General features: G+C 70.3%; 21 protein-coding genes and 1 pseudogene. 18 read left to right on the plus strand and 4 right to left on the minus strand.

The features are described 5' to 3' along the window. Together CT688_RS05725 and lepA are read left to right on the plus strand one after the other, a co-directional pair. Positions 1 to 741: an EthD domain-containing protein gene (locus CT688_RS05725; RefSeq protein WP_107756105.1), complete on the plus strand. Its 741-nt coding sequence runs from the start codon at positions 1 to 3 to the stop codon at positions 739 to 741. A gap of 57 nt (positions 742 to 798) precedes the next feature. Then, positions 799 to 2658: a translation elongation factor 4 gene (gene lepA, locus CT688_RS05730; protein ID WP_107756106.1), complete on the plus strand. Its 1860-nt coding sequence runs from the start codon at positions 799 to 801 to the stop codon at positions 2656 to 2658. A 70-nt stretch (positions 2659 to 2728) separates the two neighbouring features. Here lepA and CT688_RS05735 read toward each other — a convergent pair whose 3' ends face one another. Further along, a complete protein-coding gene (locus tag CT688_RS05735) occupies positions 2729 to 3241 on the minus strand; it encodes a CGNR zinc finger domain-containing protein (protein WP_107756107.1) in 513 nt (170 codons plus the stop codon). Positions 3242 to 3267: 26 nt separating this feature from the next. Between CT688_RS05735 and CT688_RS05740 the strand changes: the two genes are divergently transcribed. From CT688_RS05740 to era, 12 genes and pseudogenes are all read left to right on the plus strand, one after another. Beyond that, positions 3268 to 4089 (plus strand): TSUP family transporter, encoded by an 822-nt coding sequence (locus tag CT688_RS05740; protein ID WP_107756108.1) that lies wholly within the window; start codon positions 3268 to 3270, stop codon positions 4087 to 4089. Positions 4090 to 4123: 34 nt separating this feature from the next. Next, positions 4124 to 6232, plus strand: coding sequence for a M3 family metallopeptidase (locus CT688_RS05745; RefSeq protein ID WP_107756109.1), 2109 nt, complete (start codon positions 4124 to 4126; stop codon positions 6230 to 6232). A gap of 9 nt (positions 6233 to 6241) precedes the next feature. Continuing rightward, positions 6242 to 6451, plus strand: a complete 210-nt coding sequence (locus tag CT688_RS05750) for a hypothetical protein (RefSeq protein WP_107756110.1) — start codon at positions 6242 to 6244, stop codon at positions 6449 to 6451. A 141-nt stretch (positions 6452 to 6592) separates the two neighbouring features. Continuing rightward, positions 6593 to 7912 (plus strand): annotated as a pseudogene (locus tag CT688_RS05755) (wax ester/triacylglycerol synthase family O-acyltransferase); the annotation flags it as partial. An 817-nt stretch (positions 7913 to 8729) separates the two neighbouring features. Next, positions 8730 to 9947, plus strand: coding sequence for a radical SAM family heme chaperone HemW (gene hemW / locus CT688_RS05760; protein WP_107756111.1), 1218 nt, complete (start codon positions 8730 to 8732; stop codon positions 9945 to 9947). Positions 9948 to 9995: 48 nt separating this feature from the next. After that, a complete protein-coding gene (hrcA, locus tag CT688_RS05765; RefSeq protein WP_107756112.1) occupies positions 9996 to 11036 on the plus strand; it encodes a heat-inducible transcriptional repressor HrcA in 1041 nt (346 codons plus the stop codon). Between the two features lie 63 nt (positions 11037 to 11099). After that, positions 11100 to 12263, plus strand: coding sequence for a molecular chaperone DnaJ (dnaJ, locus tag CT688_RS05770; protein ID WP_107756113.1), 1164 nt, complete (start codon positions 11100 to 11102; stop codon positions 12261 to 12263). 4 nt (positions 12264 to 12267) lie between these two features. Then, on the plus strand, positions 12268 to 13065 hold the full coding sequence (locus CT688_RS05775) for a 16S rRNA (uracil(1498)-N(3))-methyltransferase (RefSeq protein ID WP_107756114.1): 798 nt from the start codon (positions 12268 to 12270) through the stop codon (positions 13063 to 13065). Continuing rightward, positions 13062 to 14156: a PhoH family protein gene (locus CT688_RS05780; RefSeq protein WP_370446334.1), complete on the plus strand. Its 1095-nt coding sequence runs from the start codon at positions 13062 to 13064 to the stop codon at positions 14154 to 14156. Before CT688_RS05775 ends, CT688_RS05780 begins: the two co-directional genes overlap by 4 nt. Then, on the plus strand, positions 14153 to 14647 hold the full coding sequence (ybeY, locus tag CT688_RS05785; protein ID WP_107756116.1) for an rRNA maturation RNase YbeY: 495 nt from the start codon (positions 14153 to 14155) through the stop codon (positions 14645 to 14647). The genes CT688_RS05780 and ybeY overlap by 4 nt, the downstream gene beginning before the upstream one ends. Positions 14648 to 14650: 3 nt before the next feature. After that, the gene (locus tag CT688_RS05790) at positions 14651 to 15976 is read left to right on the plus strand and encodes a hemolysin family protein (RefSeq protein WP_107756117.1); all 1326 of its coding nucleotides are present in this window, start codon (positions 14651 to 14653) and stop codon (positions 15974 to 15976) included. Continuing rightward, positions 15973 to 16881 (plus strand): GTPase Era, encoded by a 909-nt coding sequence (gene era / locus CT688_RS05795; RefSeq protein ID WP_107756118.1) that lies wholly within the window; start codon positions 15973 to 15975, stop codon positions 16879 to 16881. The genes CT688_RS05790 and era overlap by 4 nt, the downstream gene beginning before the upstream one ends. Before the next feature lie 19 nt (positions 16882 to 16900). On the opposite strand, the gene CT688_RS05800 is transcribed toward era, so the two are convergent. Beyond that, on the minus strand, positions 16901 to 17815 hold the full coding sequence (locus CT688_RS05800) for an alpha/beta fold hydrolase (protein ID WP_107756119.1): 915 nt from the start codon (positions 17813 to 17815) through the stop codon (positions 16901 to 16903). A gap of 88 nt (positions 17816 to 17903) precedes the next feature. Between CT688_RS05800 and recO the strand changes: the two genes are divergently transcribed. Further along, positions 17904 to 18782 carry a DNA repair protein RecO gene (gene recO, locus CT688_RS05805; RefSeq protein WP_107756120.1) on the plus strand — a complete coding sequence of 293 codons (879 nt, stop codon included), beginning with the start codon at positions 17904 to 17906 and terminating at the stop codon, positions 18780 to 18782. Between the two features lie 31 nt (positions 18783 to 18813). Then, positions 18814 to 19581 (plus strand): isoprenyl transferase, encoded by a 768-nt coding sequence (locus CT688_RS05810; RefSeq protein ID WP_107756121.1) that lies wholly within the window; start codon positions 18814 to 18816, stop codon positions 19579 to 19581. Between the two features lie 65 nt (positions 19582 to 19646). On the opposite strand, the gene CT688_RS05815 is transcribed toward CT688_RS05810, so the two are convergent. Continuing rightward, positions 19647 to 20084 (minus strand): Fur family transcriptional regulator, encoded by a 438-nt coding sequence (locus CT688_RS05815; protein ID WP_107756122.1) that lies wholly within the window; start codon positions 20082 to 20084, stop codon positions 19647 to 19649. Positions 20085 to 20088: 4 nt separating this feature from the next. Continuing rightward, positions 20089 to 20460 carry a helix-turn-helix transcriptional regulator gene (locus CT688_RS05820; RefSeq protein ID WP_176475081.1) on the minus strand — a complete coding sequence of 124 codons (372 nt, stop codon included), beginning with the start codon at positions 20458 to 20460 and terminating at the stop codon, positions 20089 to 20091. A 179-nt stretch (positions 20461 to 20639) separates the two neighbouring features. Between CT688_RS05820 and CT688_RS05825 the strand changes: the two genes are divergently transcribed. Both CT688_RS05825 and CT688_RS05830 read left to right on the plus strand, forming a co-directional pair. Next, positions 20640 to 22028, plus strand: coding sequence for a glycine--tRNA ligase (locus CT688_RS05825; RefSeq protein WP_107756123.1), 1389 nt, complete (start codon positions 20640 to 20642; stop codon positions 22026 to 22028). A 45-nt stretch (positions 22029 to 22073) separates the two neighbouring features. Then, a complete protein-coding gene (locus tag CT688_RS05830) occupies positions 22074 to 22700 on the plus strand; it encodes a YdcF family protein (protein ID WP_194305295.1) in 627 nt (208 codons plus the stop codon). Positions 22701 to 22709 lie beyond the last annotated feature (9 nt).

Consider the following 22709-nt stretch of genomic DNA (forward strand, 5'->3'; position numbering starts at 1 on the left):
ATGGACGTGATCTTCGCGGTGGTGTGGTCGGACGACACGGTGTGGTCGGACGACACGGTCGGGCCCGTTCCCGACGGCTCGGGCCTGCGGACGGAGATCGCCCGGGAGGTGGACGGCCCGCTCGCCGAGCTCGGGGTGGGCGAGTACGTGGTGAACGTCCGGGACGAGGCGGTCGCCGGCGCGATGATCGACGTGCAGGTGACCCCGCGACCGGTGCTGGCGGCGGTCCGCGCGCGGGTTCCGGTGGCCTCGGCCTCCGCGTGTGCCGACCTCCTCGACGCACTGCGTGGGCTGGGCCCGGTCTCCGCGTGGTCGGTCACCGCGTCGGAGCCGCTCCCCGTACCCGGGCCCGGAGGGGACGGGAGGTGCCCCGGGATGGCGAACCTGGCCTTCCTGCGGCGGCCGGAGCGTCTGCACCGCGACGAGTGGCTGCGCATCTGGCTCGACGAACACACTCCGGTGGCGATCGAGACGCAGTCCACCACCGGCTACACCCAGCACGTGGTGGTCCGCGCACTGACCGAGGGGGCGCCGGAGATCGCCGGGATCGTCGAGGAGGTCTTCCCGATCGAGGCGGCCCGTGACCTCGGGGTGTTCTTCGATTCGCAGGGCAGTGACGAGCGGATGAGCGCCCACATCCAGGCCATGACCGCCTCGACGGCCCGTTTCCTCGACGACGGAGCGGTCGACGCGATCCCCACGGGGCGGTACGTGATGGGTGTCCGGAGTCCGCGCGTGTGACAATGGGGTGATCGCCCGGTCGGACCGCACCCCGCCACGCCCGGGCCCGCCCGAGGAGTGATCGAGATTCCCAACTTCGCAGAGACGACGTTCACCGATCCCGCCAGGATCAGGAACTTCTGCATCATCGCGCACATCGACCACGGCAAGTCGACGCTGGCCGACCGCATGCTGCAGATCACCGGTGTCGTCGAGGAGCGGCTCATGCGGGCCCAGTACCTCGACCGCATGGACATCGAACGCGAACGCGGCATCACCATCAAGGCGCAGAACGTCCGCCTGCCGTGGGTGCCGCGTTCCGGTGACCACGCGGGCGAGGAGATCGTGCTGCACATGATCGACACCCCGGGCCACGTGGACTTCACCTACGAGGTCTCCCGCGCTCTCGAGGCGTGCGAGGGGGCGATCCTGCTGGTGGACGCCGCGCAGGGGATCGAGGCGCAGACGCTGGCCAACCTGTACCTGGCGATGGAGAACGACCTCGAGATCATCCCGGTCCTCAACAAGATCGACCTCCCGGCGGCGGACCCCGAGCGGTTCGCCGAGGAGATCTCCCACATCGTCGGGTGCGAGCCGGACGACGTCCTCCGTGTCTCCGGCAAGACGGGCGCGGGGGTCGAGGAACTGCTGGACAGGGTGTGTGACGTGATCCCGGCGCCCGAGGGCGACCCCGACGCCCCCGCCCGCGCCATGATCTTCGACTCGGTCTACGACACCTACCGGGGCGTCGTCACCTACGTGCGCGTGGTCGACGGATCGCTCCGACCCCGCGAGAAGGTCCGGATGATGTCGACCGGCACCACGTACGAGGCCCTCGAGGTGGGGATCATCTCGCCCGAGCCCAAGGCCTCCACGGGCCTCGGGCCGGGAGAGGTCGGCTACCTCATCACCGGCGTCAAGGACGTGCGTCAGTCCAAGGTCGGTGACACGGTGACCAGTGCCCGGGGCGGCGCGGAGGAGCCACTGGCGGGATACGCCGAACCCAACCCCATGGTCTTCTCGGGTCTCTACCCGATCGACGGGTCCGACTACCCGGTCCTGCGCGACGCGTTGGACAAGCTGCGACTCAACGACGCCTCGCTGGACTACGAGCCGGAGACGTCGGTGGCGTTGGGTTTCGGCTTCCGCTGCGGGTTCCTCGGTCTGCTGCACATGGAGATCACCCGGGACCGGTTGGAGCGCGAGTTCAACCTCGATCTCATCTCCACCGCACCGAACGTGGTCTACCGGGTCGTCGCCGAGGACGGCAGCGAGCACCAGGTCACCAACCCGTCGTACTGGCCGGAGGGCAAGAACCGCGAGGTCTACGAGCCGATCGTCAAGTGCACGATCATCGTGCCGAGCGAGTTCGTGGGGACCACCATGGAGCTGTGCCAGTCCAAGCGTGGCGAGATGAAGGGCATGGACTACCTGTCCGAGACCCGGGTCGAGCTGCGCTACGTCATGCCGATGGGCGAGATCATCTTCGACTTCTTCGACTCCCTCAAGTCTCGTACCAAGGGGTACGCGTCGATGGACTACGAGGAGGCCGGGGAGCAGGTCGCGGATCTGGTCAAGGTCGACATCCTGCTGCAGGGCGAGGCCGTGGACGCGTTCTCCGCGATCGTGCACCGTGACTACGCGCAGGCCTACGGCAACAAGATGACCGTCAAGCTCAAGGAGCTCATCCCGCGGCAGCAGTACGAGGTCCCGGTCCAGGCCGCGATCGGGTCCAAGATCATCGCCCGCGAGAACATCCGCGCGATCCGCAAGGACGTGCTGTCCAAGTGCTACGGCGGCGACATCAGCCGCAAGCGCAAGCTCCTGGAGAAACAGAAGGAGGGCAAGAAGCGCATGAAGTCGATCGGACGCGTGGACGTGCCCCAGGAGGCCTTCGTGGCGGCCCTGTCCGCGGAGTCGAGCTCCGACAAGAAGTAGGGGCCGCCCGACCCACGTCCGCTCCGACCCTGGTCTGACCCGACCCGCATCCGCCCCGGCCCCTGTCCACTCAGTGTCGCGCTCGGTGGCGCCGTACGGCGGACCGGTTGGTGCAGCGTGTCGAGCAGTACTGTTTGCGGCCGTTGCGGGTGGTGTCGGCGAAGACGTCCTCGCAGTCCTCGGCCGCACACCTGGCCAGTCTGTCGATGCCGCGCGAGGTCAGGTGCAGTGCGGTGCCCACCGAGAACATCGCGGTGAGGAGTCGGGCGAACGAGACGTCATCCGCCCGGTAGTGGACGTGCCAGTGGCCGTCGTGGTCGGTGAGCCTCGGCGGTGCGGAGTGGTCGGCGAGCAGGGCGTTGAGAGCGTCGGCCCGACCGCGGGGCTCGGTGGTGTCGACGACGACGAGCCAGTCGTCGAGGAACGCCAGCGTCTCCGTGAGGTCCGTGTCGGAGGCTCCGCGGTCGATGGTCACCCCCGATTCGCGGCAGCGGTCCACCAGTTCGCGGGTGGTGCGGGGGCGGCGGTTCGCCAGGTCGGCGGCGAGGGTCACCGGATCCGCCCCGTAAGGGTTGATGTACACAGACCAATTACAGCACAGTACCCCGTATGCCTCAGTCATTCGCGGGTCTGGCCGCGTCCCCGGCCGCGGGGGTCTCCGCGTGGGTCCTGGCCGCGCTGGTGCTGGCCGCCTTCGTCGCCGGTTGGGTCGACTCGGTCGTCGGCGGGGGAGGGCTCATCCAGCTCCCGGCGTTGGTCGTCGGCCTCCCCGCGGACGCCTCGACCCCGGAGATCCTCGGCACCAACAAGCTCTCCTCGGTCGCCGGGACACTGGTCGCCTCCGCCACCTATCTGCGTCGGATCCGTGTGCCGATCGGGATGGTCCTCCCACTGGTGGTCGCCGCGTTCGCCGGCTCGGCCGCGGGGTCCTCGGTCGCCCGGTTCATCCCGAGGGACCTGCTCACCCCCGTGGTGCTGGCGGCCGTGATCGTGGTGGGTGCCTACACGTGGTTCCGGCCCACCATGGGTCGTACCCACGAGAACCGGTACACCGGGTGGGCGCGCATCTGGCGTTCCGCGCTGATCGGGCTGGTGATCGGGTTCTATGACGGGGTCCTGGGGCCGGGGACCGGCTCGTTCTTCGTGATCGCGATCGTCGCGTTCCTGGGTTTCGGGTTCCTGCAGGGGACGGTGGCGGCAAAACTCGCCAACCTCACCACCAACATCGCCTCGATCCTGGTCTTCGGTGTCCACGGCGAGGTGTTGTGGGTCATCGGTGGCTGCATGGCGGTGGCCAACCTCACCGGCGGGTTCATCGGTGCCAGGATGGCGATGCGTCACGGCAACGAGTTCATCCGGGTGGTGTTCCTGGTGGTCATCGGCATCCTGGCGGTCAAGCTGGCGTGGGACACGGTGGCCCTGTGGACATGAGGCGCCCCCGGGGAGCCGACGTAGACTCGCGCCCATGAGCCTCCCGAATCCCGAGCCCGGCCGCCACCCGCTCCTCGACGAGTCCCCGCTGCCGTACGGCCTCCCGGACTTCGCGGCCGTCGACGAGGCGGAACTTGAGCCGGCCATCCGGACGGCGATCGACGACCACGCCGCCGAGATCGCGGCGATCGTGGCCAACCCGGACCCCCCGAGCGTGGAGAACACGGTCATCGCACTCGAGCGGTCGGGTCAGGCGCTCCAGCGGGTCCTGTCGGTGTTCTACGGACTCCTCGGCCCTGATGCGACACCCGCCCGCCTCGACGTCGACAGGGTCGTCTCTCCGCTGTTGGCCGCGCACTGGTCGGCCGTCATGACCGACCCGGGCCTCCTCGCGCGGGTCGACGCGATCCACTCGGCGTCGGAGGCGGGGGAACTGGAGGTCGACGACGAGACCGGCCGGCTGATCCGGCGGCACCACCGTGACCTCCTGCGGGCCGGTGCGGGGCTCGACGAGGCGGGCCGCGCCCGACTGACCGCGATCGACACCCGGCTCGCGGAACTCACCACGGCGTTCGGGGAGAACCTGCTCGCCTCGACCGCCGAGCTCGCCGTCCCGGTGACCGACGAGGCCGAGCTCGAGGGGCTGCCCCCGTCCATGCGCGCGTCGCTCGCCGCCGCGGCCCGGGAGGCGGGCCGGGAGGGCTGGCTCATCCCGCTGGGGCTGCCGACCGTGCAGCCGATCTCGGCGTGGCTGGACCACCAGGGGCTGCGGCGGCGCGTCATGGAGGCCTCGCTGCGGCGGGGGTCCACGCCCGGTCACGACAACTCCCCGGTCGTCCTGGAGATCGTCCGGCTCCGCGCCGAGCGGGCGCAGCTGCTGGGCCTGGGCAGCCACGCCGAGCACGTCCTGGCCGTGGAGACCGCCGGCTCGCCGGACGCGGCACGGGGCCTGCTGCTCGACGTGGTCGACGCCGCCGTCACCAACGCCCGCAACGAGGCCAAGGACCTGCTCGGGGGCGAGGACCGCGAGCTGCACCCGGCCGACTGGGCCTGGGAGTCCGAGCGACTGCGCGCCGAGCGATTCCAGGTGGACGACGCCCGCGTCCGGCCCTACTTCGAGCTCGAGAGGGTGCTCCGCGACGCGGTCATGCACTCGGCGTCCGAGCTCTACGGCCTGCGCTTCGCCGAGCGGACGGACCTTCGCGGGTACCTTCCGGACGTCCGGGTGATCGAGGTGTTCGACGACGAGCGCACCGAGCCCGACGCCGGAGTGGGGCTCTTGCTGCTCGACTACTACGCGCGTCCGACCAAGCGGGGCGGTGCCTGGATGAGCTCCTTCCGCGATCAGTCCCGGCTCCTGGACTCGCGGCCCGTCGTCGTCAACGTCATGAATCTGGCCCGCCCCGCGGCGGGCGAGCCGACGCTGCTCACGATGGACGAGGTCACCACCATGTTCCACGAGTTCGGCCACGCGCTGCACGGCCTGCTGTCGGACGTGGAGTACCCCGTGTTCTCCGGGACCTCGGTGCCGCGCGACTTCGTCGAGTTCCCCTCCCAGGTCAACGAGATGTGGGCCCGCCGCCCGGAGCTGCTCGCACGGTACGCGCGCCACGTGGAGACGGGGGAGCCGATCGACCCGGATCTGGTCGACCGGATGCGGGAGGCCGAGCGCTTCGGGGAAGGCCAGGCCACCGTCGAGTACCTCGCCGCCGCCCTGCTCGACCTGGCCTGGCATTCGCTCACCCCCGCCGAGGCCGAGGCGGTCACGGACGTGGACGAGTTCGAGGCGCGGGTGCTGGCCGACGCGGGCCTGGACGTCCCCGGCGTGGAACCCCGGTACCGGTCGCGGTACTTCCAACACATCTTCGCCGGCGGGTACTCGGCCGCCTACTACTCGTACTTCTGGGCGGAGGTCCTCGACGCGGACGCCGCCGAGTGGTTCTCCGACCGCGGGGGACTGCAGAGGGCGACGGGCGAGGCGATGCGCCGCGAGGTGCTGTCCCGGGGCGGGGCGATCGACTTCCTCGACGCCTATCGGGCGATGCGCGGAGCGGACCCGAGCCCCTCGGCGCTGCTGCGTCGCCGCGGCCTGGACTCGTCGGTGGTGGGTGGCCGCGAGGCCGCCGCCGTCGGTCGGCCGTAGGATCGCGTCGTGACGGCTTTCCTCGAGTTCTGGGACACGGTCGAACTCTGGCTCGCCACGCTGCCCTTCCCACTTCAGGTCTTCATCATGCTCGCGGTGGGCGTCCCGCTGTTCTACCTGGCCGCGGTGGTCGTCGAACGGGTGGCGGATGTGCTCGTGCACCGGTTCCGGGGGCTCGTCGCCTCCGGCGACGCCGAGACCGGGAAGGAGGTCATCTGATGCCCCGGTCGCGTGTGACTCTCGCCCTGATCCTGCTGATCGCGCTCGTCGTGATGGCGTGGCTCATCCTCGACGTTTACTGAGGACAGGCCGTCGGTCGAACGGGCGCTGTGAGACTGACTGCGGACGTACACTTCGTGCATGCAGCGCCTGAGTGGACTTGACGCCAGCTTTCTCTACTTCGAGACCAGGGCCCAACTCCTGCACGTGTGCGGGTTGATCGTCCTCGACGGATCAGAGATGAACGGTGGCTACTCGTTCGACGCGCTGCGGGCCGAGCTCGCCCGCCGGGTCACGGCCATGCCCGGCTTTCGCCGCAAGCTGCACGACTCGTTGCTCAACATCGATCACCCGGTCTGGGTCGAGGCCGAGGACTTCAACATCGACCATCACCTCCACCGGGTGGGTCTGCCGGAGCCGGGTGGGGACGAGGTGCTCGCCGAACTGTGTGGGCACCTGGCCAGCCAGCCGATAGACCGCTCGATGCCCCTGTGGCAGATGTATGTCATAGAGGGGCTTCCCGACAACCGGTTCGCGGTCTTCGCCAAGATGCATCACTCGACCGTCGATGGCGTCACGGGTGCCAACATGATGTCCCAGCTGTGTTCGCTCACCCCGGACGACCCGACTCTCGACCAGGAACTGGTGGAGGAGACCGCCGGCGGGTCCGGGGCTCTCGAACTGGCCGTCGGTGGGGCGTTGTCCCGGCTGGCCACCCCGTGGCGCCTGGCCTCGTTGCTCCCGGGGACGCTGGGGGTCGTGCCGTCGTGGATCAACAGGGCGCGCAAGGGACTGGCCATGCCGGCGCCGTTCACCGCGCCCCGCACCCCGTTCAACCGCACGATCACCGGGCACCGGTCCATCTCGTACGCCAGTGTGGGCCTCGACCAGATCAAGCGCATCAAGAACGTCTTCAACACCACCGTCAACGACGTCGTGTTGGCGATCTGCTCCACGGCGCTCCGGACCTACCTCGACGACCTGGACACGTTGCCGTCGAAGCCCCTCATCGCGATGGTCCCGATGTCGGTGCACGCCGCGGAGTCGCGCCCCGGCACCAACCGGGTGTCAGGCATGTTCATGTCGTTGGCCACGGACATCGACGACCCGGTCGAGCGGCTGGAGTCCATCCGGGACGCCAACACCGTCGCCAAGGACCACACCGACGCGCTCGACGCCAATCTCCTCACCGACTGGGCGCAGTTCGCGGCTCCGTCGGTGTTCGGGGTCCGCGGTCCGGATGTACTCGCGACTGAGGCTCTCGGAGCGGCACCCGGTGGTGCACAACCTCATCATCTCCAACGTGCCCGGCCCCAACATCCGCTCTACTTCCTCGGGGCCAGGGTGACCAAGATGCTGCCGATGGGGCCGGTGTTCCACGGAGCCGGTCTCAACTGCACGGTGATGTCGCTCGATGGTGAACTGCACTTCGGGTTCATCGCGTGCAAGGACCTCGTTCCCGATCCGTGGCCCATGGCCCGCGCGGTGGATGCGGCCGTGGCCGAACTGGTCGCCGCCGCCGACGAGCGGGAGGCGAACGGCACCCCCACCGCGGAGCGGAAGTCGGCCGCCGAGTTGGCGCAGGTGCGCAAGCAGTCGAAGAAGGCCGGGCGTCAGTCACCGGCCAAGGATCAGGCCGGCTCGAGCGCCTCCGGCTCGAGCGCCTCCGGGAGGAAGAACCCGACGTCCACGGCGACGACCCGGAAGCCCTCATCGAAGAAGCCGACCGCAGCGACGGCGGCAGCCAGCACATCGGCGGAGCCGGAGAAGGCGCCGGCGAAGAAGCACCGACGAAGAAGACACCGACGAAGAAGGCACCGGCGAAGAAGGCACCGGCGAAGAAGGCACCGGCAAGAAGGCACCGGCGAAAGGCACCGGACCAGAAGGCTCCGGCGAAGAAGGCTCGGCGACGAAGTCGGGTGCGGCGAAGCCGACCGCCAAGAAGACCGCCTCCCGGAAGAAGGCCACGTCCACCGAGGACTCCGCCACCACACCCACGGACACCGCGCGCGCCACGAAGAAGGCCCCGACCCGGAACTCGGCCGGCAAGCCCACGGGATCCAAGCCCGCCACCCCCGCGCGCGGCCCCGCGGGATCGGCATCCGGCACTGTGGGCTCCGTGCCCAGACCAGACGACACCCCAGCGGCCGACCCCGGCCCCGGGCTCCTCGACCCCCACGACCTCGACCGCCCCGGCCGCCACCGTCAAGGCCGGCGGCCCGGCTGCGTCCTCCTCAGGGGGCGGTGAGACCGGGGACGACAGAGCGACCGGTCGGGCGTGACGACCGGGGTCACCGATCCCGCGGGTCTCGCGCTCTCACCGCCGCCGCGCGACGCGCGGGCACCCTTCGGGATCTATCTCCACGTCCCGTTCTGCGCGTCCCGGTGCGGCTACTGCGATTTCAACACCTACACCGCCGGGGAACTCGGGTCGGCCACGTCGCCCGCCGACTGGGAGCGCGCCGCCGCGCTGGAGATCGAGCGGGCGGCGACCGTCCTGGCCGGGTCCGGCACCCCGCCGCTGGTGGACACCGTCTTCGTCGGCGGGGGGACGCCGTCGCTGGTGGGTGCGGACGTCCTGGTGGGGATGCTGGGGCGCATCCGGTCCACGTTCGGACTGGCACCCGGCGCAGAGGTGACCACCGAGAGCAACCCCGAGTCCACCTCCCCCGAGTTCTTCGGGCGCCTGCGCGAGGGCGGGTTCACCCGGATCTCGCTCGGTATGCAGTCCACGGCGGCGCACGTCCTGAGGGTCCTGGACAGGGCGCACACCCCGGGGCGCCCGCAGGAGGCCGTCGCCGAGGCGGGTCGCGCCGGGTTCGACCACATCAACCTGGACGTGATCTACGGGACCCCCGGGGAGACCGACGACGACCTCGCCCGCACCCTCGACGCCGTCGTGGAGTCCGGCGTGGACCACGTGTCCGCCTATTCGCTCATCGTCGAGGACGGCACCGCGTTGGCGCGGAGGATCCGGCGGGGAGAGCTGCCCGGAACCGTCGACGACGTGCTCGCCGACCGCTACGAGCAGGTGGCGCGACGGCTCGCGAGGGCGGGGTTCCACTGGTACGAGGTCTCCAACTTCGCGGCCGACGAGTCGGGATACTGTCGCCACAACATGGGGTACTGGCGCGGCGGCGACTGGTGGGGGATCGGTCCCGGGGCGCACAGCCACGTCGCCGGTGCCCGCTGGTGGAACCTGCGTCACCCGGCCCGGTACGCGGCCGCCTGCGACGCCGGTGACCTGCCGGTCGAGGGCGGGGAGCGGCTGACCGACGCCGACCGGCACCTCGAGCGGATCATGACCGGCCTCCGGCTGGCCGAAGGGCTCCCGGACGCCGCTTTCACCGCGCAGGAGCGGGCGCGGGCGGACCTCCAGGTATCGGCGGGCCTGCTGCGTCGCCGTCCGTCGGTCGGGGCCGACGACGGCGGGTACGCGTTGACCGACTCGGGCAGGCTGCTGGCGGACGGTGTCGTGCGCGACGTCCTCCTCTGACGCGCTGGATTAGAATCGTCCGTACGCAGCCAGTGAGAAGGGGAACCGATGTCGAGTACGGCCGATCGTAGGACCGAGGTCCTGCGCGCGATCGTCTCCGACTACATCGCCTCGCACGAGCCCGTCGGCTCCAAGTCCCTGGTCGACCGCCATTCCCTGGGGGTCTCGAGCGCGACGATCCGCAACGATATGGCCGTGCTCGAGGCGGAGGGCTTCATCGTCCAACCCCACACGAGTTCCGGACGGATCCCCACGGAGAAGGGCTACCGACATTTCGTCGACTCGATCGAGGAGATCACGCCGCTCTCGCGGGCGCAGCGTAAGGCCATCCAGGCGTTCCTCGAGGGTGCCGTCGACCTCGACGACGTCCTCCGGCGGGCCGTGCGGCTGCTGTCGCAGCTCACCCGCCAGGTCGCCGTCGTCCAGTACCCGGTGCTGGGACGCTCCACCGTGCGTCATCTCGAGGTGGTGAGCCTGGCACCCACCCGCCTGCTGTTGGTGCTGATCACCGACACCGGCAGGGTGGACCAGCGGACCGTCGACCTCGCCGCGGAGCTGACGGACGATCACCTGGCCGAACTCCGGGCGCTCCTCTCGGAGGCGGTGGCGGACAAGAGGCTCAGCGACGCCTCCGAGGCGCTGGCGGCCACCCCCGAGCGCGCGCGGCCGGAGTACCGCGACGCCGCGGAGAGGTGCGTGACGGTGCTGGTGGAGACCCTGGTGGAGCAGCCCGACGACCGCATCGTCCTGGGCGGTACCGCCAACCTCACCCGCAGCGCGGCCGATTTCGACGGTTCCCTGAGATCCGTCCTCGAGGCGTTGGAGGAGCAGGTCGTGATCCTCCGGTTGCTCTCGGCGGCGCAGTCCGTGGGGATGGGGGGCCCCGGCGGGGTCACCGTCCAGATCGGCGAGGAGACCCGGTCGGCGGAGATCCGCGGGGCGTCCGTGGTGTCCTCCGTGTACGGTTCCGGGCGCCAGATGCTGGGCGGGATGGGGGTGCTCGGGCCCACCAGGATGGACTACCCGGGAACAATCGCCTCGGTCGCCGCTGTTGCCCACTACGTGGGCGAGATCCTGTCCGGGCGCTGACGCCCGTAGCCTCACCCGGGACCGGCGTCCCACCGACCTGATCCACATGACGAAAGGCGACACGTGTCACGCGACTACTACGGGACCCTCGGGGTCGATCGAGGTGCCTCGGAGTCCGAGATCAAGCGCGCCTACCGCAAGCTCGCCCGCGAGTTGCACCCCGATGTCAACCCGTCGGACGAGGCGCGTGAGCGGTTCAGCGAGATCACGGCGATCTACGAGGTGCTCACCGATCCCGAGAAGCGCCGCGTCGTGGACATGGGCGGCGATCCTCTGGACTCGTCTCCCGGTGGCGGATTCGGTGGCGGCTTCGGTGGCGGGGGTTTCGGCGCCGGCGGGGGGCTCGGCGACGTGTTCGAGGCGTTCTTCGGCGGCGGCGGCGGTGGCGGCGGACGTGGCCCCAGGAGCCGTGTGCAGCCGGGGTCGGACGCGCTGATCCGTGTGAACCTGTCCCTGGCGGAGTGCGCGACCGGCGTCACCAAGGAGATCCAGGTCGACACGGCCGTCCTCTGCGAGACCTGCCACGGCAAGGGCTCCGCGACCGACGCGCCGCCCGCCAGGTGCGGGATGTGCCAGGGCCAGGGTGAGATCCAGTCCGTCCAGCGCTCCCTGTTGGGCAACATCATGACCAGCCGACCGTGCCCCACCTGCGCGGGGACCGGTGAGATCATCACCGATCCGTGCGGCGACTGCACCGGCCAGGGCCGCGTCCGCAAGCGCCGCACCGTGTCGGCCAAGATCCCGGCGGGTGTCGGCGGCGGGATGCGGATCCGGCTGTCCGGTCAGGGTGAGGTCGGCCCCGGAGGGGGCCCCGCCGGGGACCTCTACATCGAGGTCAACGAGCGCACCCACCCGGTGTTCGTCCGCGACGGCGAGGACCTGCACTGCACGGTCCGCGTCCCGGTCGTGGACGCCATCCTCGGCGGCCGGGTGGATCTGGAGACCGTCGTCGGAGACGACCTGGAGATCGACATCCCGGCCGGCACCCAGCCCGGGCACACGGTCACCCTGTCCGGCCGCGGGATGCCACGTGTCCGGGGCGGCGGTGCCGGTGACCTCACGGTCCACATGGAGGTCGTGATCCCGGACAAGCTGGACCGCAAGCGGCGGGACCTCGTGGAGCAGCTGCGCCGACTCGGTGGCGACTCGGCCGAGATCGTCAACGAGGACACCGCCCGCCGGGGCGGGTTGTTCTCACGGCTGCGCGACGCGGTCGCGGGTCACTGACCCGGTGACCCCGCCTCTGTTCCGGCTCGACGCGGTGCCCGCCGTCGGCGAGACCGCCGTACTGGACGGGGCCGAGGGGCGACACGCCGGCTCGGCCCTGCGGGTGCGGCCCGGGGAGCTGCTCCGCGTCGGTGACGGCCGCGGCCGGGTGGCGGACTGCTCGGTCCTGACGTCGGGGCCCGGCCGGGTCGAGGCCGAGGTCCTGGCCGTCACCACGGTCGACCGACCGACCCCCCTGGTGACGGTGGTGCAGGCGCTGCCCAAGTCCGAGCGGAGCGAGCTCGCCGTGGAACTGGCCACCGAGGCCGGGGCCGACCGGATCGTGCCGTGGCAGGCGGACCGGTGCGTGAGCCGCTGGGCGGGGCCCAAGCTCGACAAGGGCCGGGCCAAGTGGGCCAACGCGGCCCGCGCCGCCGCCAAGCAGTCCAGGCGGGAATGGGAGCCGGAGATCGGCGACGTCCTCGACTCCGCCGGCCTCACCGCGTTCGTGGCCGAGGAGGTCGCGGCCGGTGCGCTCGCACTGGTGTTGCACGAGGGCGGTGCCGCCCGTGTCGCGGATGCCGTGACCGCGGCGGGGCCGGTCGAGCGGATCGTCCTCGTCGTCGGACCCGAGGGCGGCGTCTCCGACGCCGAGATCGACGCGCTCACCCACGCCGGGGCCCGCGCCGTCGTCCTGGGGCCCGAGGTGCTGCGCACCTCCAGCGCCGCCGCGGTCGCGCTGGGTGCACTCGGAGTTCTCACGCGGAGATGGGCCCGCGCTGGTACTACACTCGACCCGACCGCACCACCACCCAGGAAGTGATCCACGTAGGTACCCGAGAGAACGACGCAGTGACAGAGTCGGTCGAGCGAACGCACCGTGACGACCGGACAGGCCCCGGCGGCCCGCCCGCGCGCACGGCTGTTCAGCTCGACCCCGATCTGGCGATGGCGGTGCTGGGCGCCGCGGACGCCAACCTCCGGGCGCTCGAGGAGCTGCTCGACGCGGACCTCCACGTGCGCGGCGGCACCATGACCCTGTCGGGTGAGCCCGGCGCCGTCGACCAGGCCTCCCGCGTGGTCTCGGACCTGCTGCGGCAGGCCGGGAGGGGGGTCGAGATCACCCCGGCGTCGGTGCGGCGCTCGGTGGAGATCCTCGCCGATTCGGGTCCGTTGACCCCCGAGGAGGTGTTGGGCACCGACGTGCTGTCCCGTCGCGGGGGGATGATCCGCCCCAAGACGGTGGGGCAGAAGCGGTACGTCGACGCAATCGACGACCACACCGTGGTGTTCGGGCTCGGACCGGCGGGGACGGGCAAGACCTACCTCGCCATGGCCAAAGCGGTCGCCGCGCTGCGGGCCAAGGACGTCAGCCGCATCATCCTCACCCGCCCGGCGGTCGAGGCCGGTGAGCGGCTCGGCTATCTGCCCGGCACGCTGCACGAGAAGATCGACCCGTACCTCCGGCCGCTGTACGACTCGCTCCACGACATGATGGACCCCGAGGCGATCCCCAAGCTCATGGCCGCGGGGGTGATCGAGGTGGCACCGCTGGCCTACATGCGCGGGCGCACCCTCAACGACGCGTTCATCATCCTCGACGAGGCGCAGAACACCACCCCCGAGCAGATGAAGATGTTCCTCACGCGCCTCGGGTTCGGCTCGAAGATCGTGGTGACGGGGGACATCACCCAGATCGACCTCCCGGGCGGGCGGCGTTCCGGCCTCAAGGTGGTGCGCGACATCCTCAAGGGGGTCCCCGACATCCACTTCTCCGAGCTCACCTCCGCCGACGTCGTGCGGCACGCGCTGGTGGCCCGGATCGTCGACGCCTACGCCAAGCACGAGGAGCGCCTCGAACGGGGCGAGGACCCCACGACCGGACACAGGAACAGGGAGCACCGCCGCAGATGAGCATCGAGGTCGCCAACGAGTCGGGGGTGGAGGTCGACGAGGCAGAGCTCATCGACGTCGCCGCGTTCGTGATCGCCCGGATGGACGTGCACCCGGCCGCCGAACTGTCGGTCACGCTCGTGGACAAGGACACCATGGCCGATCTCCACGTGACGTGGATGAACCTCCCGGGTCCCACCGACGTCATGAGCTTCCCCATGGACGAGCTCTCCCCGGGCGGGCGCCCCGACCTGCCCGACCCCGGGCCGGCGATGCTCGGGGACATCGTGTTGTGTCCGGCGTTCGCCGCCGACCAGGCCGCCAGCTCCGGGCATCCGCTCGCGCACGAGCTCGCGCTGCTGACCGTGCACGGGTGCCTGCACCTGCTCGGGTACGACCACGCCGAGCCGGCCGAGGAGCGGGAGATGTTCGGCCTGCAGAACGAGCTGTTGGGCGAGTGGTACGACCACCGGGACGCCTCGCAGGACGACGCCCCGCGCGCGGACGCCTGACCCGTGGACCAGATCATCCTCACCGCTGTCGCGGCTGCACTGCTCATCCTGCTCGCCGGCGTCTTCGCCGCCCTCGACGCGGCGCTGAGCACCGTGTCGGTGGCCCGGGTCGAGGAGATGGCCAAGGAGTCCCGCTACGGGGCCGCGAGGCTCTCCCGGATGCTGCTCACCCGTCCGCGCTACATCAATGTCACGGTGCTGCTGCATCTGTTGAGCCTGATCTCCGGCGTCGTGCTCCTCACCGTCGTGTCCGCCGAACTCATCGAGTCCACGGCCTGGGCGCTGGTCGGTGTGATCGCGGTGATGACCATCGCGGCGTATGTCGTGGCCGGCGTCGGCCCCCGCACGCTGGGACGCCAGCACGCGTACTCGCTCGCCCTGGGGGCCTCGACCCCGATGTGGGTGCTCGGAATGGTCCTGGGCCCCGTCGCCAGCCTTCTGGTGGGTGTCGGCAACGCCGTCACCCCGGGCCGGGGATTCCGCAACGGGCCGTTCGCCACCGAGATCGAACTGCTCGAGATCGTGGACATGGCCCGAGAGCGCGGCGTCGTGGCCGACGACGAATCGCGCATGATCCAGTCGGTGTTCGAGCTCGGGGACACCACCGCGCGCGAGGTCATGACCCCGCGGACGGAGATGGTGTGGATCGAATCGTCCAAGACGGTCGGTCAGGCCGCCCGGCTCGCCGTCAAGTCGGGGTACTCCCGGATCCCCGTGGTGGACGGTGACAACTCCGACGACGTGGTGGGGGTGATCTACCTCCGCGACATCGTGGCGCGACTCGACGACCCCGACGGCCGCGCGGCTCCGGTCTCGGAGGTGATGCGTCCCGCGGTGTTCGTTCCGGACGCCAAGAGGATCGATGACCTCCTGTCGGAGATGCAGCGGGACCACAACCACCTGGCGATCCTGGTCGACGAGTACGGCGGGACCGCCGGACTGGTGTCGATCGAGGACATCCTCGAGGAGATCGTCGGTGAGATCGTGGACGAGTACGACACCACCGAGGTGCCCCCCGTCGAGGAGTTGGAGGGCGGTCGGTACCGGCTGTCGGCCCGGCTCGGTCTGGACGAGGTCGCCGAGCTGTTCGACGTGGAGTTCGCGGACGAGGTGACCGAGGAGGTCGAGACCATCGGGGGCCTGATGGCGCTCGAGCTCGGCCGCGTCCCCCTGCCGGGAGCGCACGTGGTCTCCGTCGGCCTGGACCTGCGCGCCGAGGGCGGTCACGACCGTCGCGGCCGGGTCAGGGTGATCACCGTGGTGGCCGAGAAGCTCGACCCGGCCGCCGGTGACGACGCAGACGAGAACGACGACGAGGAGAACCGATGACCACCCCAGAGGGCTTCCGGAGCGGATTCGTCAGCTTCGTCGGTCGGCCGAACACCGGCAAGTCCACCCTCACCAACGCGTTGGTGGGCGAGAAGATCGCGATCACCTCCTCCCGCCCCCAGACCACGCGCCACGCGATCCGTGGGCTGGTCCACCGGCCCGACGCCCAGATCATCCTGGTGGACACACCGGGGCTGCACAGACCGCGCACCCTGTTGGGCGAGCGGCTGAACGCCCTGGTGGAGGACACCTACTCCGACGTCGACCTCATCGGGCTGTGCATCCCGGCGGGGGAGCGGATCGGCCCCGGGGACCGCTGGATCCTCGAGCAGGTACGCAAGCTCTGTCCCACGACCCCGATCCTGGGTCTGGTCACGAAGATCGACACCGTCTCCAAGCAGAAGGTCATGGAGCAGTTGGTCGCGGTGTCCACGCTCCTCGGGCCGGAGGCCGAGGTCGTCCCGGTCTCCGCCGCGTCCGGTGAGCAGGTGGACGTGGTGGCGGACGTGATCGCCTCCCTGCTCCCCGAGGGACCGCGGTTCTACCCCGAGGACGTGATCACCGAGGAGTCCGACGAGACCAGGATGTCCGAGCTCATCCGCGAGGCCGCACTCGAGGGCGTCCGCGACGAACTGCCCCACTCGATCGCCGTGTCGATCGAGGAGGTGCTGCCGCGAGAGGGACGTGATGACATGGTGGACGTCCACGCGACCGTCTACGTCGAGCGGCAGAGCCAGAAGGCGATCGTCCTGGGCAAGGGTGGCTCGCGCATGCGTGAGGTGGGCACCCGGGCCAGGGCGGGGATCGAGGAGCTGCTCGGGACCAGGGTGTACCTGGACCTGCATGTCAAGGTCCTCAAGGAGTGGCAGCGCGACCCCAAGATGCTCGGGAGACTCGGCTTCTAGACCGCTGGCGCGATCGCTCCTAACCCACGGCCGAACGCACGATCCCCACGATCGTCTCCCGCGCGGCCCGGCCCTCGGGGGTGGGTTGCAGCGGGTGCACGTGCAGTAGGTCCTTCTCCTCGACATAGGTGACGTCGACGCCGGCGGCGCGAGCCCGCTCCACCCCGAGGCGCACGTCCGGCAGGACGATGTCGCGGGTGGCGGCGAAGACCGTCAGGGGACCCAGACCGGTGAAGTCCCCGCACAGCGGGCTCACCCGCGGGTCGTCCAGGGGCAGGTCGACCCGCCAGGCGTCGATGAACACCCGCAGACCCTCACGGGCGAGCCACGGGTCACGGGGCTGGACCCGGTCGATGTCCGGGTTGTCCATCGCCAGGTCGAGTGCGGGGGAGATCAGGATCGTCGCGGGAAGCGGGGGGACACCCCGATCCCGCAGCTCCATGACCGCGGACAGCGCGATCTGTCCCCCCGCGCTGTCACCGGCGAGACACACCGGGTCGTGCTCGGCGAGCTCGTCCCGCACCAGGTCGGCCACCCCGGACACCACGCTCGCCGCCGTTCCACGGTTCGATGCCGTCACCGGTCCGGCCAGGGGGTAGACCGGCACCAGGACGCGGGTGTGGGCCTCGGCGGCCATCTGGGCGCACAGTCGCCAGTGCGGCGCGACGATCTCCTTGGCCCAGCCTCCACCGTGGACGTAGACCACGGTGCCGCTCGCGGGTGCCTCGGCGGGTTCCAGTACGTAGACCGGCCACCCGTTCCGGTCGGCACGGGTGAGCCGGACATCGTCACGCAATCGCGGCGGGGCGTACGACGCCGGACGCACCGCGGCCTCGTCGAGGAAGTCACGGGCACGCTGTGGCTCGGCGAACAGGCGCTGCCGCCGGGTGGCGCGGATGAGCAGAGGGATGAGGTGGGAGGCGAGACTGGGCACAACGAGACACTAGCCCTCGCCGGGGGACCCGGTGCTCATCCGGGAGTGGGACAATGGTCGTCTACGCCCCGCAGGCGAGGAGGCCCGGATGCACCCGTTCACCGACACCGGTCTCGTCGTGCGCACCTACGACCTGGGTGAGGCGGACCGGATCGTCACACTCCTCACCCAGCACCACGGGTTGGTCAGGGCCGTCGCCCGCGCGGTGCGCCGCACCCGGTCGCGGATGGGCGCCAGCCTGGAGCCGTTCGCCGTGGTGGAGGTGCAGATCGCCCCGGGTCGGGGCCGCAGCGGACTGGGTTCCGTCAGGCAGGCGTCGAGCCGTGAGTCGCTGGCCCGCCCCCTCGTGGCGGACTATCCGGCGTACACCTCGGCCTGCGTCGTCCTGGAGACCGCGGAGCGGTTGGCGGGTGAGGAGGGCGCACCCACACCGAGACTGCTCGGCCTCGCCGTCGGGGCGCTGCGCTCCCTGGCCGAACACCGGCGGCCGCCGGGCCTGGTCGCCGACGCGTTCCTCCTTCGCGCCATGGCGGCGTCCGGCTGGGAGCCGGTCCTGGACCGCTGCGTGCTCTGCGGCGTGGTGGGGCCGCACAGGGCGTTCCACGTGGCATCCGGTGGAACCGTCTGCGTGCACTGCAGGCCGCAGGGGTGTGCCATGCTCTCCCCGGGTGTCGCCGAGCACCTGTCGGCACTGTTAGCCGGACGGTGGGATGGCGTGGCGGTCTCGTCCTCGGCGGTCATCCGCCAGGCCTCCGGGATCGCCGCCGATCATCTGCAGTGGCATCTCGAGCGGGACCTGCGCAGTCTGCCGCTGGTCGACCGCGACGGGATCGATCGTGGTGGAACGGACCGCTCTGTCCCCGGCCCGGGCGCTGCCGTGCCCCTGACCGCCGAACCCCCGCCTGCCGGACCCCTGTCCCCCGAACCTGTTGAGGAGCCTCGTGCCCGGACTACCCAGATTCCGTAAACGCACCGCGTCGAGGGACGGCGCCGCGCCGGTGACCGTCCGGCCGCCCACCCCGCACCCGTCGGGCGAGCGACCGCCCGCGATCCCGGCGGAGTTCGTGCCGCGCCACGTCGCGCTGGTGATGGATGGCAACGGACGCTGGGCCCAGGAGCGGGGCCTGCCCCGCACCGAGGGGCACAAGCAGGGAGAGGCGGTACTCATGGACGTGGTCCAGGGGTGCATCGAGATCGGCGTCCCGTACCTGTCCGCGTACGCGTTCTCCACGGAGAACTGGAAGCGCAGTCCGGAGGAGGTGCGCTTTCTCATGGGATTCAACAGGGACGTGCTGCGTCGCCGCCGGGACGAGATGCACGAGCTGGGAGTGCGGGTGCGCTGGGCCGGCCGCCGCCCCAAGCTGTGGAAGTCGGTCATCTCCGAGCTCGAGGAGGCCGAGGAACTCACGCGGGACAACACGGTGATGACCTTGGCGATGTGCGTCAACTACGGCGGGCGAGCGGAGATCGTGGACGCCGCAAGGGATTTCGCGCGTCGGGTCGCCGCCGGGGAGTTGGCGGCCGACGACCTGACGGAGGAGAACTTCGCCCGTTTCCTCGACGAGCCGGACATGCCGGACGTGGACCTCTTCCTGCGTCCGTCCGGTGAACTGCGGACGTCCAACTTCCTGCTGTGGCAGAGCGCCTACGCCGAGTTCGTCTTTCAACACACGCTGTTCCCCGACTTCGACCGACGCGATCTGTGGGCGGCGTGCCTGGAGTACGCCGAGCGGGACCGGCGGTTCGGCGGGGTGCCCGGAGCCTGACCCCGATTCCGGGAGGCGCGGGTCGCCAGGGGACCGCGAGGCCGATCCACCGGGGCGGCCCCGGGTCAGTCCACCGGACCCGGCGGCTCGTCCCGCCTGGAGCCGGCGCAGGCCGCGCAGAGGCCGAACAGCTCGACGGTGTGGGTCACCTCGGTGAATCCGTGAGCGCCACCGGCACGGTGCGCCCACGTCTCGACCCCGGGTTCCTCGACCTCCACCGTGAAGCCGCATTCCCGACACACCAGGTGGTGATGGTGGGAATCGGAGCACTTGCGGAAGATCAGCTCCCCGGAATCGGTGCGCAGCACGTCCACCGCGCCGGCGTCGGACATCGACTGCAGCGTCCGGTAGACGGTGGTCAGTCCGATCGCGTCACCGCGTTCGCGGAGCTCCGAGTGAAGGTCCTGCGCGGACCGGAACCCCTTGGACTCGTCGAGCAGCGCGGAGATGGCACTGCGTTGGCGGGTCGAGCGGACGCCGATCGGCTTCTGGGCCCCGTCCACTGCTCTACTCCTCCCCGGCGTGCCCGACGGCCGCCTCGACGATGTGCAGCAGGTGGTCGTCGAGCAACTCGTAGCGGATCTCCCGCCCCCGGCGGTGCGCGGAGACGACGTGGGACGACTTGAGCACCCGCAGGTGCTGGCTCACCAGCGGCTGCGCGACGTCGAGGGCGTCCACCAACTCGTGGACACACCTCGGCCCCTCGCGGAGCTGCAGCACGATCGCGATACGCAGCGGAGCCGACAGCGCACGGAGCAGATCGCCCGCGGCGGAGACCACGTGCTGAGGCGGGAGCGGAACGGGGGCCGCGCGGGAGCCGGGGTCGTGGATCTCCGCGGCAGGCCCGGCGTCTGCCGGGGACTCGGGTCCGGATGCCATTGGCGCAACCTTCCGGGCGCGGTGGGGACCGGCGCCGTGTCGGGTGGGGGGACCCCAGTATCCCAGACCGCCGGGGTGGACCGGATACCCTGGTGAGAAGTGCCGCGGGCGCCGGCCCGCGCCGAGGTCGTCCACCCGACGCCTCCGTCCACCGACTCACCAAAGGGAGAACCCCCGACGTGGCATCCTCAGCGTCCGTCATCGACTCAGTCGTCAACCTCTGCAAGCGCCGGGGACTGGTGTACCAGTGTGGTGAGATCTACGGCGGGACCCGTTCGGCATGGGATTACGGTCCGTTGGGCGTGGAGCTCAAGGACAACATCAAGAAGCAGTGGTGGCGGACCTTCGTCACCGGCCGCGAGGATGTGGTGGGACTGGATTCGTCGATCATCCTTCCCCGCGCGGTGTGGGAGGCCTCCGGTCACGTCGAGACCTTCACCGACCCGCTGGTGGAGTCTCTGCACACCCACAAGCGCTATCGCGCCGACCACCTCATCGAGGCCTATGTCGCCAAGCACGGGCGCGAGCCGGCCAACGGGCTGGCCGACATCAACGATCCGGTCACGGGCCAGCCCGGGGCCTGGACGGAGCCGCAGCTGTTCTCCGGGTTGATGAAGACCTACCTCGGTCCGGTCGACGACAAGGAGGGCCTGCACTATCTGCGGCCCGAGACCGCCCAGGGCATCTTCATCAACTACAAGAACGTCATGACCACCGCACGGCGTAAGCCGCCGTTCGGTATCGGACAGATCGGCAAGGCGTTCCGCAACGAGATCACCCCGGGCAACTTCATCTTCCGGACCCGCGAGTTCGAGCAGATGGAGATCGAGTTCTTCACCAAGCCCGAGGAGGCCGACGAGTGGTTCAAGCGGTGGGTCGAGGACTGCTGGGACTGGTTCGTCGACCTGGGGATCGACCCGGAGAACATGCGGCGTTTCGACGTCCCGGACGACGAGCGCGCCCACTACTCGGCGGGCACCATCGACTTCGAGTACAAGTTCGGATTCTCCGGTAACCCGTGGGGCGAGCTGATGGGTGTGGCGAACCGCACGGATTACGACCTCACCCAGCACCAGACCCACTCGGGTGAGGACCTGCAGTACCGCGACCAGGCCTCCGGTGAGAAGTACGTGCCGTACGTCATCGAACCGAGCTTCGGCCTGACCCGGTCACTCATGGCGTTCCTCATCGACGCCTACACCGAGGACGAGGCGCCCAACTCCAAGGGCGGTGTCGACACGCGCACGGTCCTGAAGCTGGATCGTCGCCTGTCACCGTTCAAGGCGGCTGTCCTGCCACTGTCCCGTAACGCGGACCTGTCGCCGAAGGCCCGGGATCTGGCCGCACAGCTGCGCAAGAGCTGGAACGTGGACTTCGACGACGCGCAGGCGATCGGCCGACGCTACCGCCGCCACGACGAGATCGGCACCCCGTTCTGCATCACCGTGGACTTCGACACCCTCGAAGACCAGGCCGTGACCATCCGTGAGCGGGACACCATGGAGCAGGAGCGCGTGGCGATCGACCAGGTCGAGGGGTTCCTCGCGCAGCGGCTCATCGGCTGCTGACACCGGCGCTGGCACACTGGTCGGGTGAACAGATCCCGGTCCCCGATGAGAGCGGTGTCCAGGGCCATCGGGTGGCTCGTGGTCCTCGCGTTGTTGTTGTGTCTCGCCGTGCCCGGATTCATCGCGTTCCGGGTGTGGCAGGTCGCGCGCGAGGACGACCGCACGACGGCCGACGCGATCGTCGTCCTGGGCGCGGCCCAGTACGACGGCGTGCCCACCCCGGTGTTCCAGTCCCGGCTCGATCACGCCGCCAGCCTGTACGAGCAGGGCGTCGCCCCGCAGATCATCACCGTCGGCGGGAACCAGCCGGGGGACCGGTTCACCGAGGCCGGTGCGGGCCGCTCCTACCTGGCCACCCTGGGCGTGCCGCCCACGGCGATCCTGGCGGTCGAGACGGGCTCCAACACGGTCGGCAGCCTGGACGCCGTCGCGTTGACCGTGCGTGACCAGGGCGGTGGTTCCGTGGTGTTGGTGAGCGATCCCACGCATTCGTACCGGGCGCGGATGATGGCCAGGGACGCGGGCCTGGACGCGTGGACCTCGCCGACCCGACAGGGTCCCGCGGTCTGGACCCGGGAGAACCAGATCCTGAGCATCATCCGCGAGACCGGCGCGGTGCTCTGGTACCAGTACCACCGGATCGTCGGCACCGACGTGGATTTCCCCGGCTGAGTGGCGGAC

Source organism: Dietzia sp. JS16-p6b (assembly GCF_003052165.1).
Classification (GTDB): Bacteria; Actinomycetota; Actinomycetes; order Mycobacteriales; family Mycobacteriaceae; genus Dietzia.

Excerpts from the sequence above, each read along its gene's own strand:
- CT688_RS05830 (WP_194305295.1), top strand. The coding sequence starts at position 22,074 with ATGAGAGCGGTGTCCAGGGCCATCGGGTGGCTCGTGGTCCTCGCGTTG.
- hrcA (WP_107756112.1), top strand. The coding sequence starts at position 9,996 with ATGTCGAGTACGGCCGATCGTAGGACCGAGGTCCTGCGCGCGATCGTC.
- CT688_RS05820 (WP_176475081.1), bottom strand. The coding sequence starts at position 20,460 with ATGGCATCCGGACCCGAGTCCCCGGCAGACGCCGGGCCTGCCGCGGAG.
- CT688_RS05725 (WP_107756105.1), top strand. The coding sequence starts at position 1 with ATGGACGTGATCTTCGCGGTGGTGTGGTCGGACGACACGGTGTGGTCG.
- ybeY (WP_107756116.1), top strand. The coding sequence starts at position 14,153 with ATGAGCATCGAGGTCGCCAACGAGTCGGGGGTGGAGGTCGACGAGGCA.
- recO (WP_107756120.1), top strand. The coding sequence starts at position 17,904 with ATGCACCCGTTCACCGACACCGGTCTCGTCGTGCGCACCTACGACCTG.
- CT688_RS05745 (WP_107756109.1), top strand. The coding sequence starts at position 4,124 with ATGAGCCTCCCGAATCCCGAGCCCGGCCGCCACCCGCTCCTCGACGAG.
- CT688_RS05740 (WP_107756108.1), top strand. The coding sequence starts at position 3,268 with ATGCCTCAGTCATTCGCGGGTCTGGCCGCGTCCCCGGCCGCGGGGGTC.
- era (WP_107756118.1), top strand. The coding sequence starts at position 15,973 with ATGACCACCCCAGAGGGCTTCCGGAGCGGATTCGTCAGCTTCGTCGGT.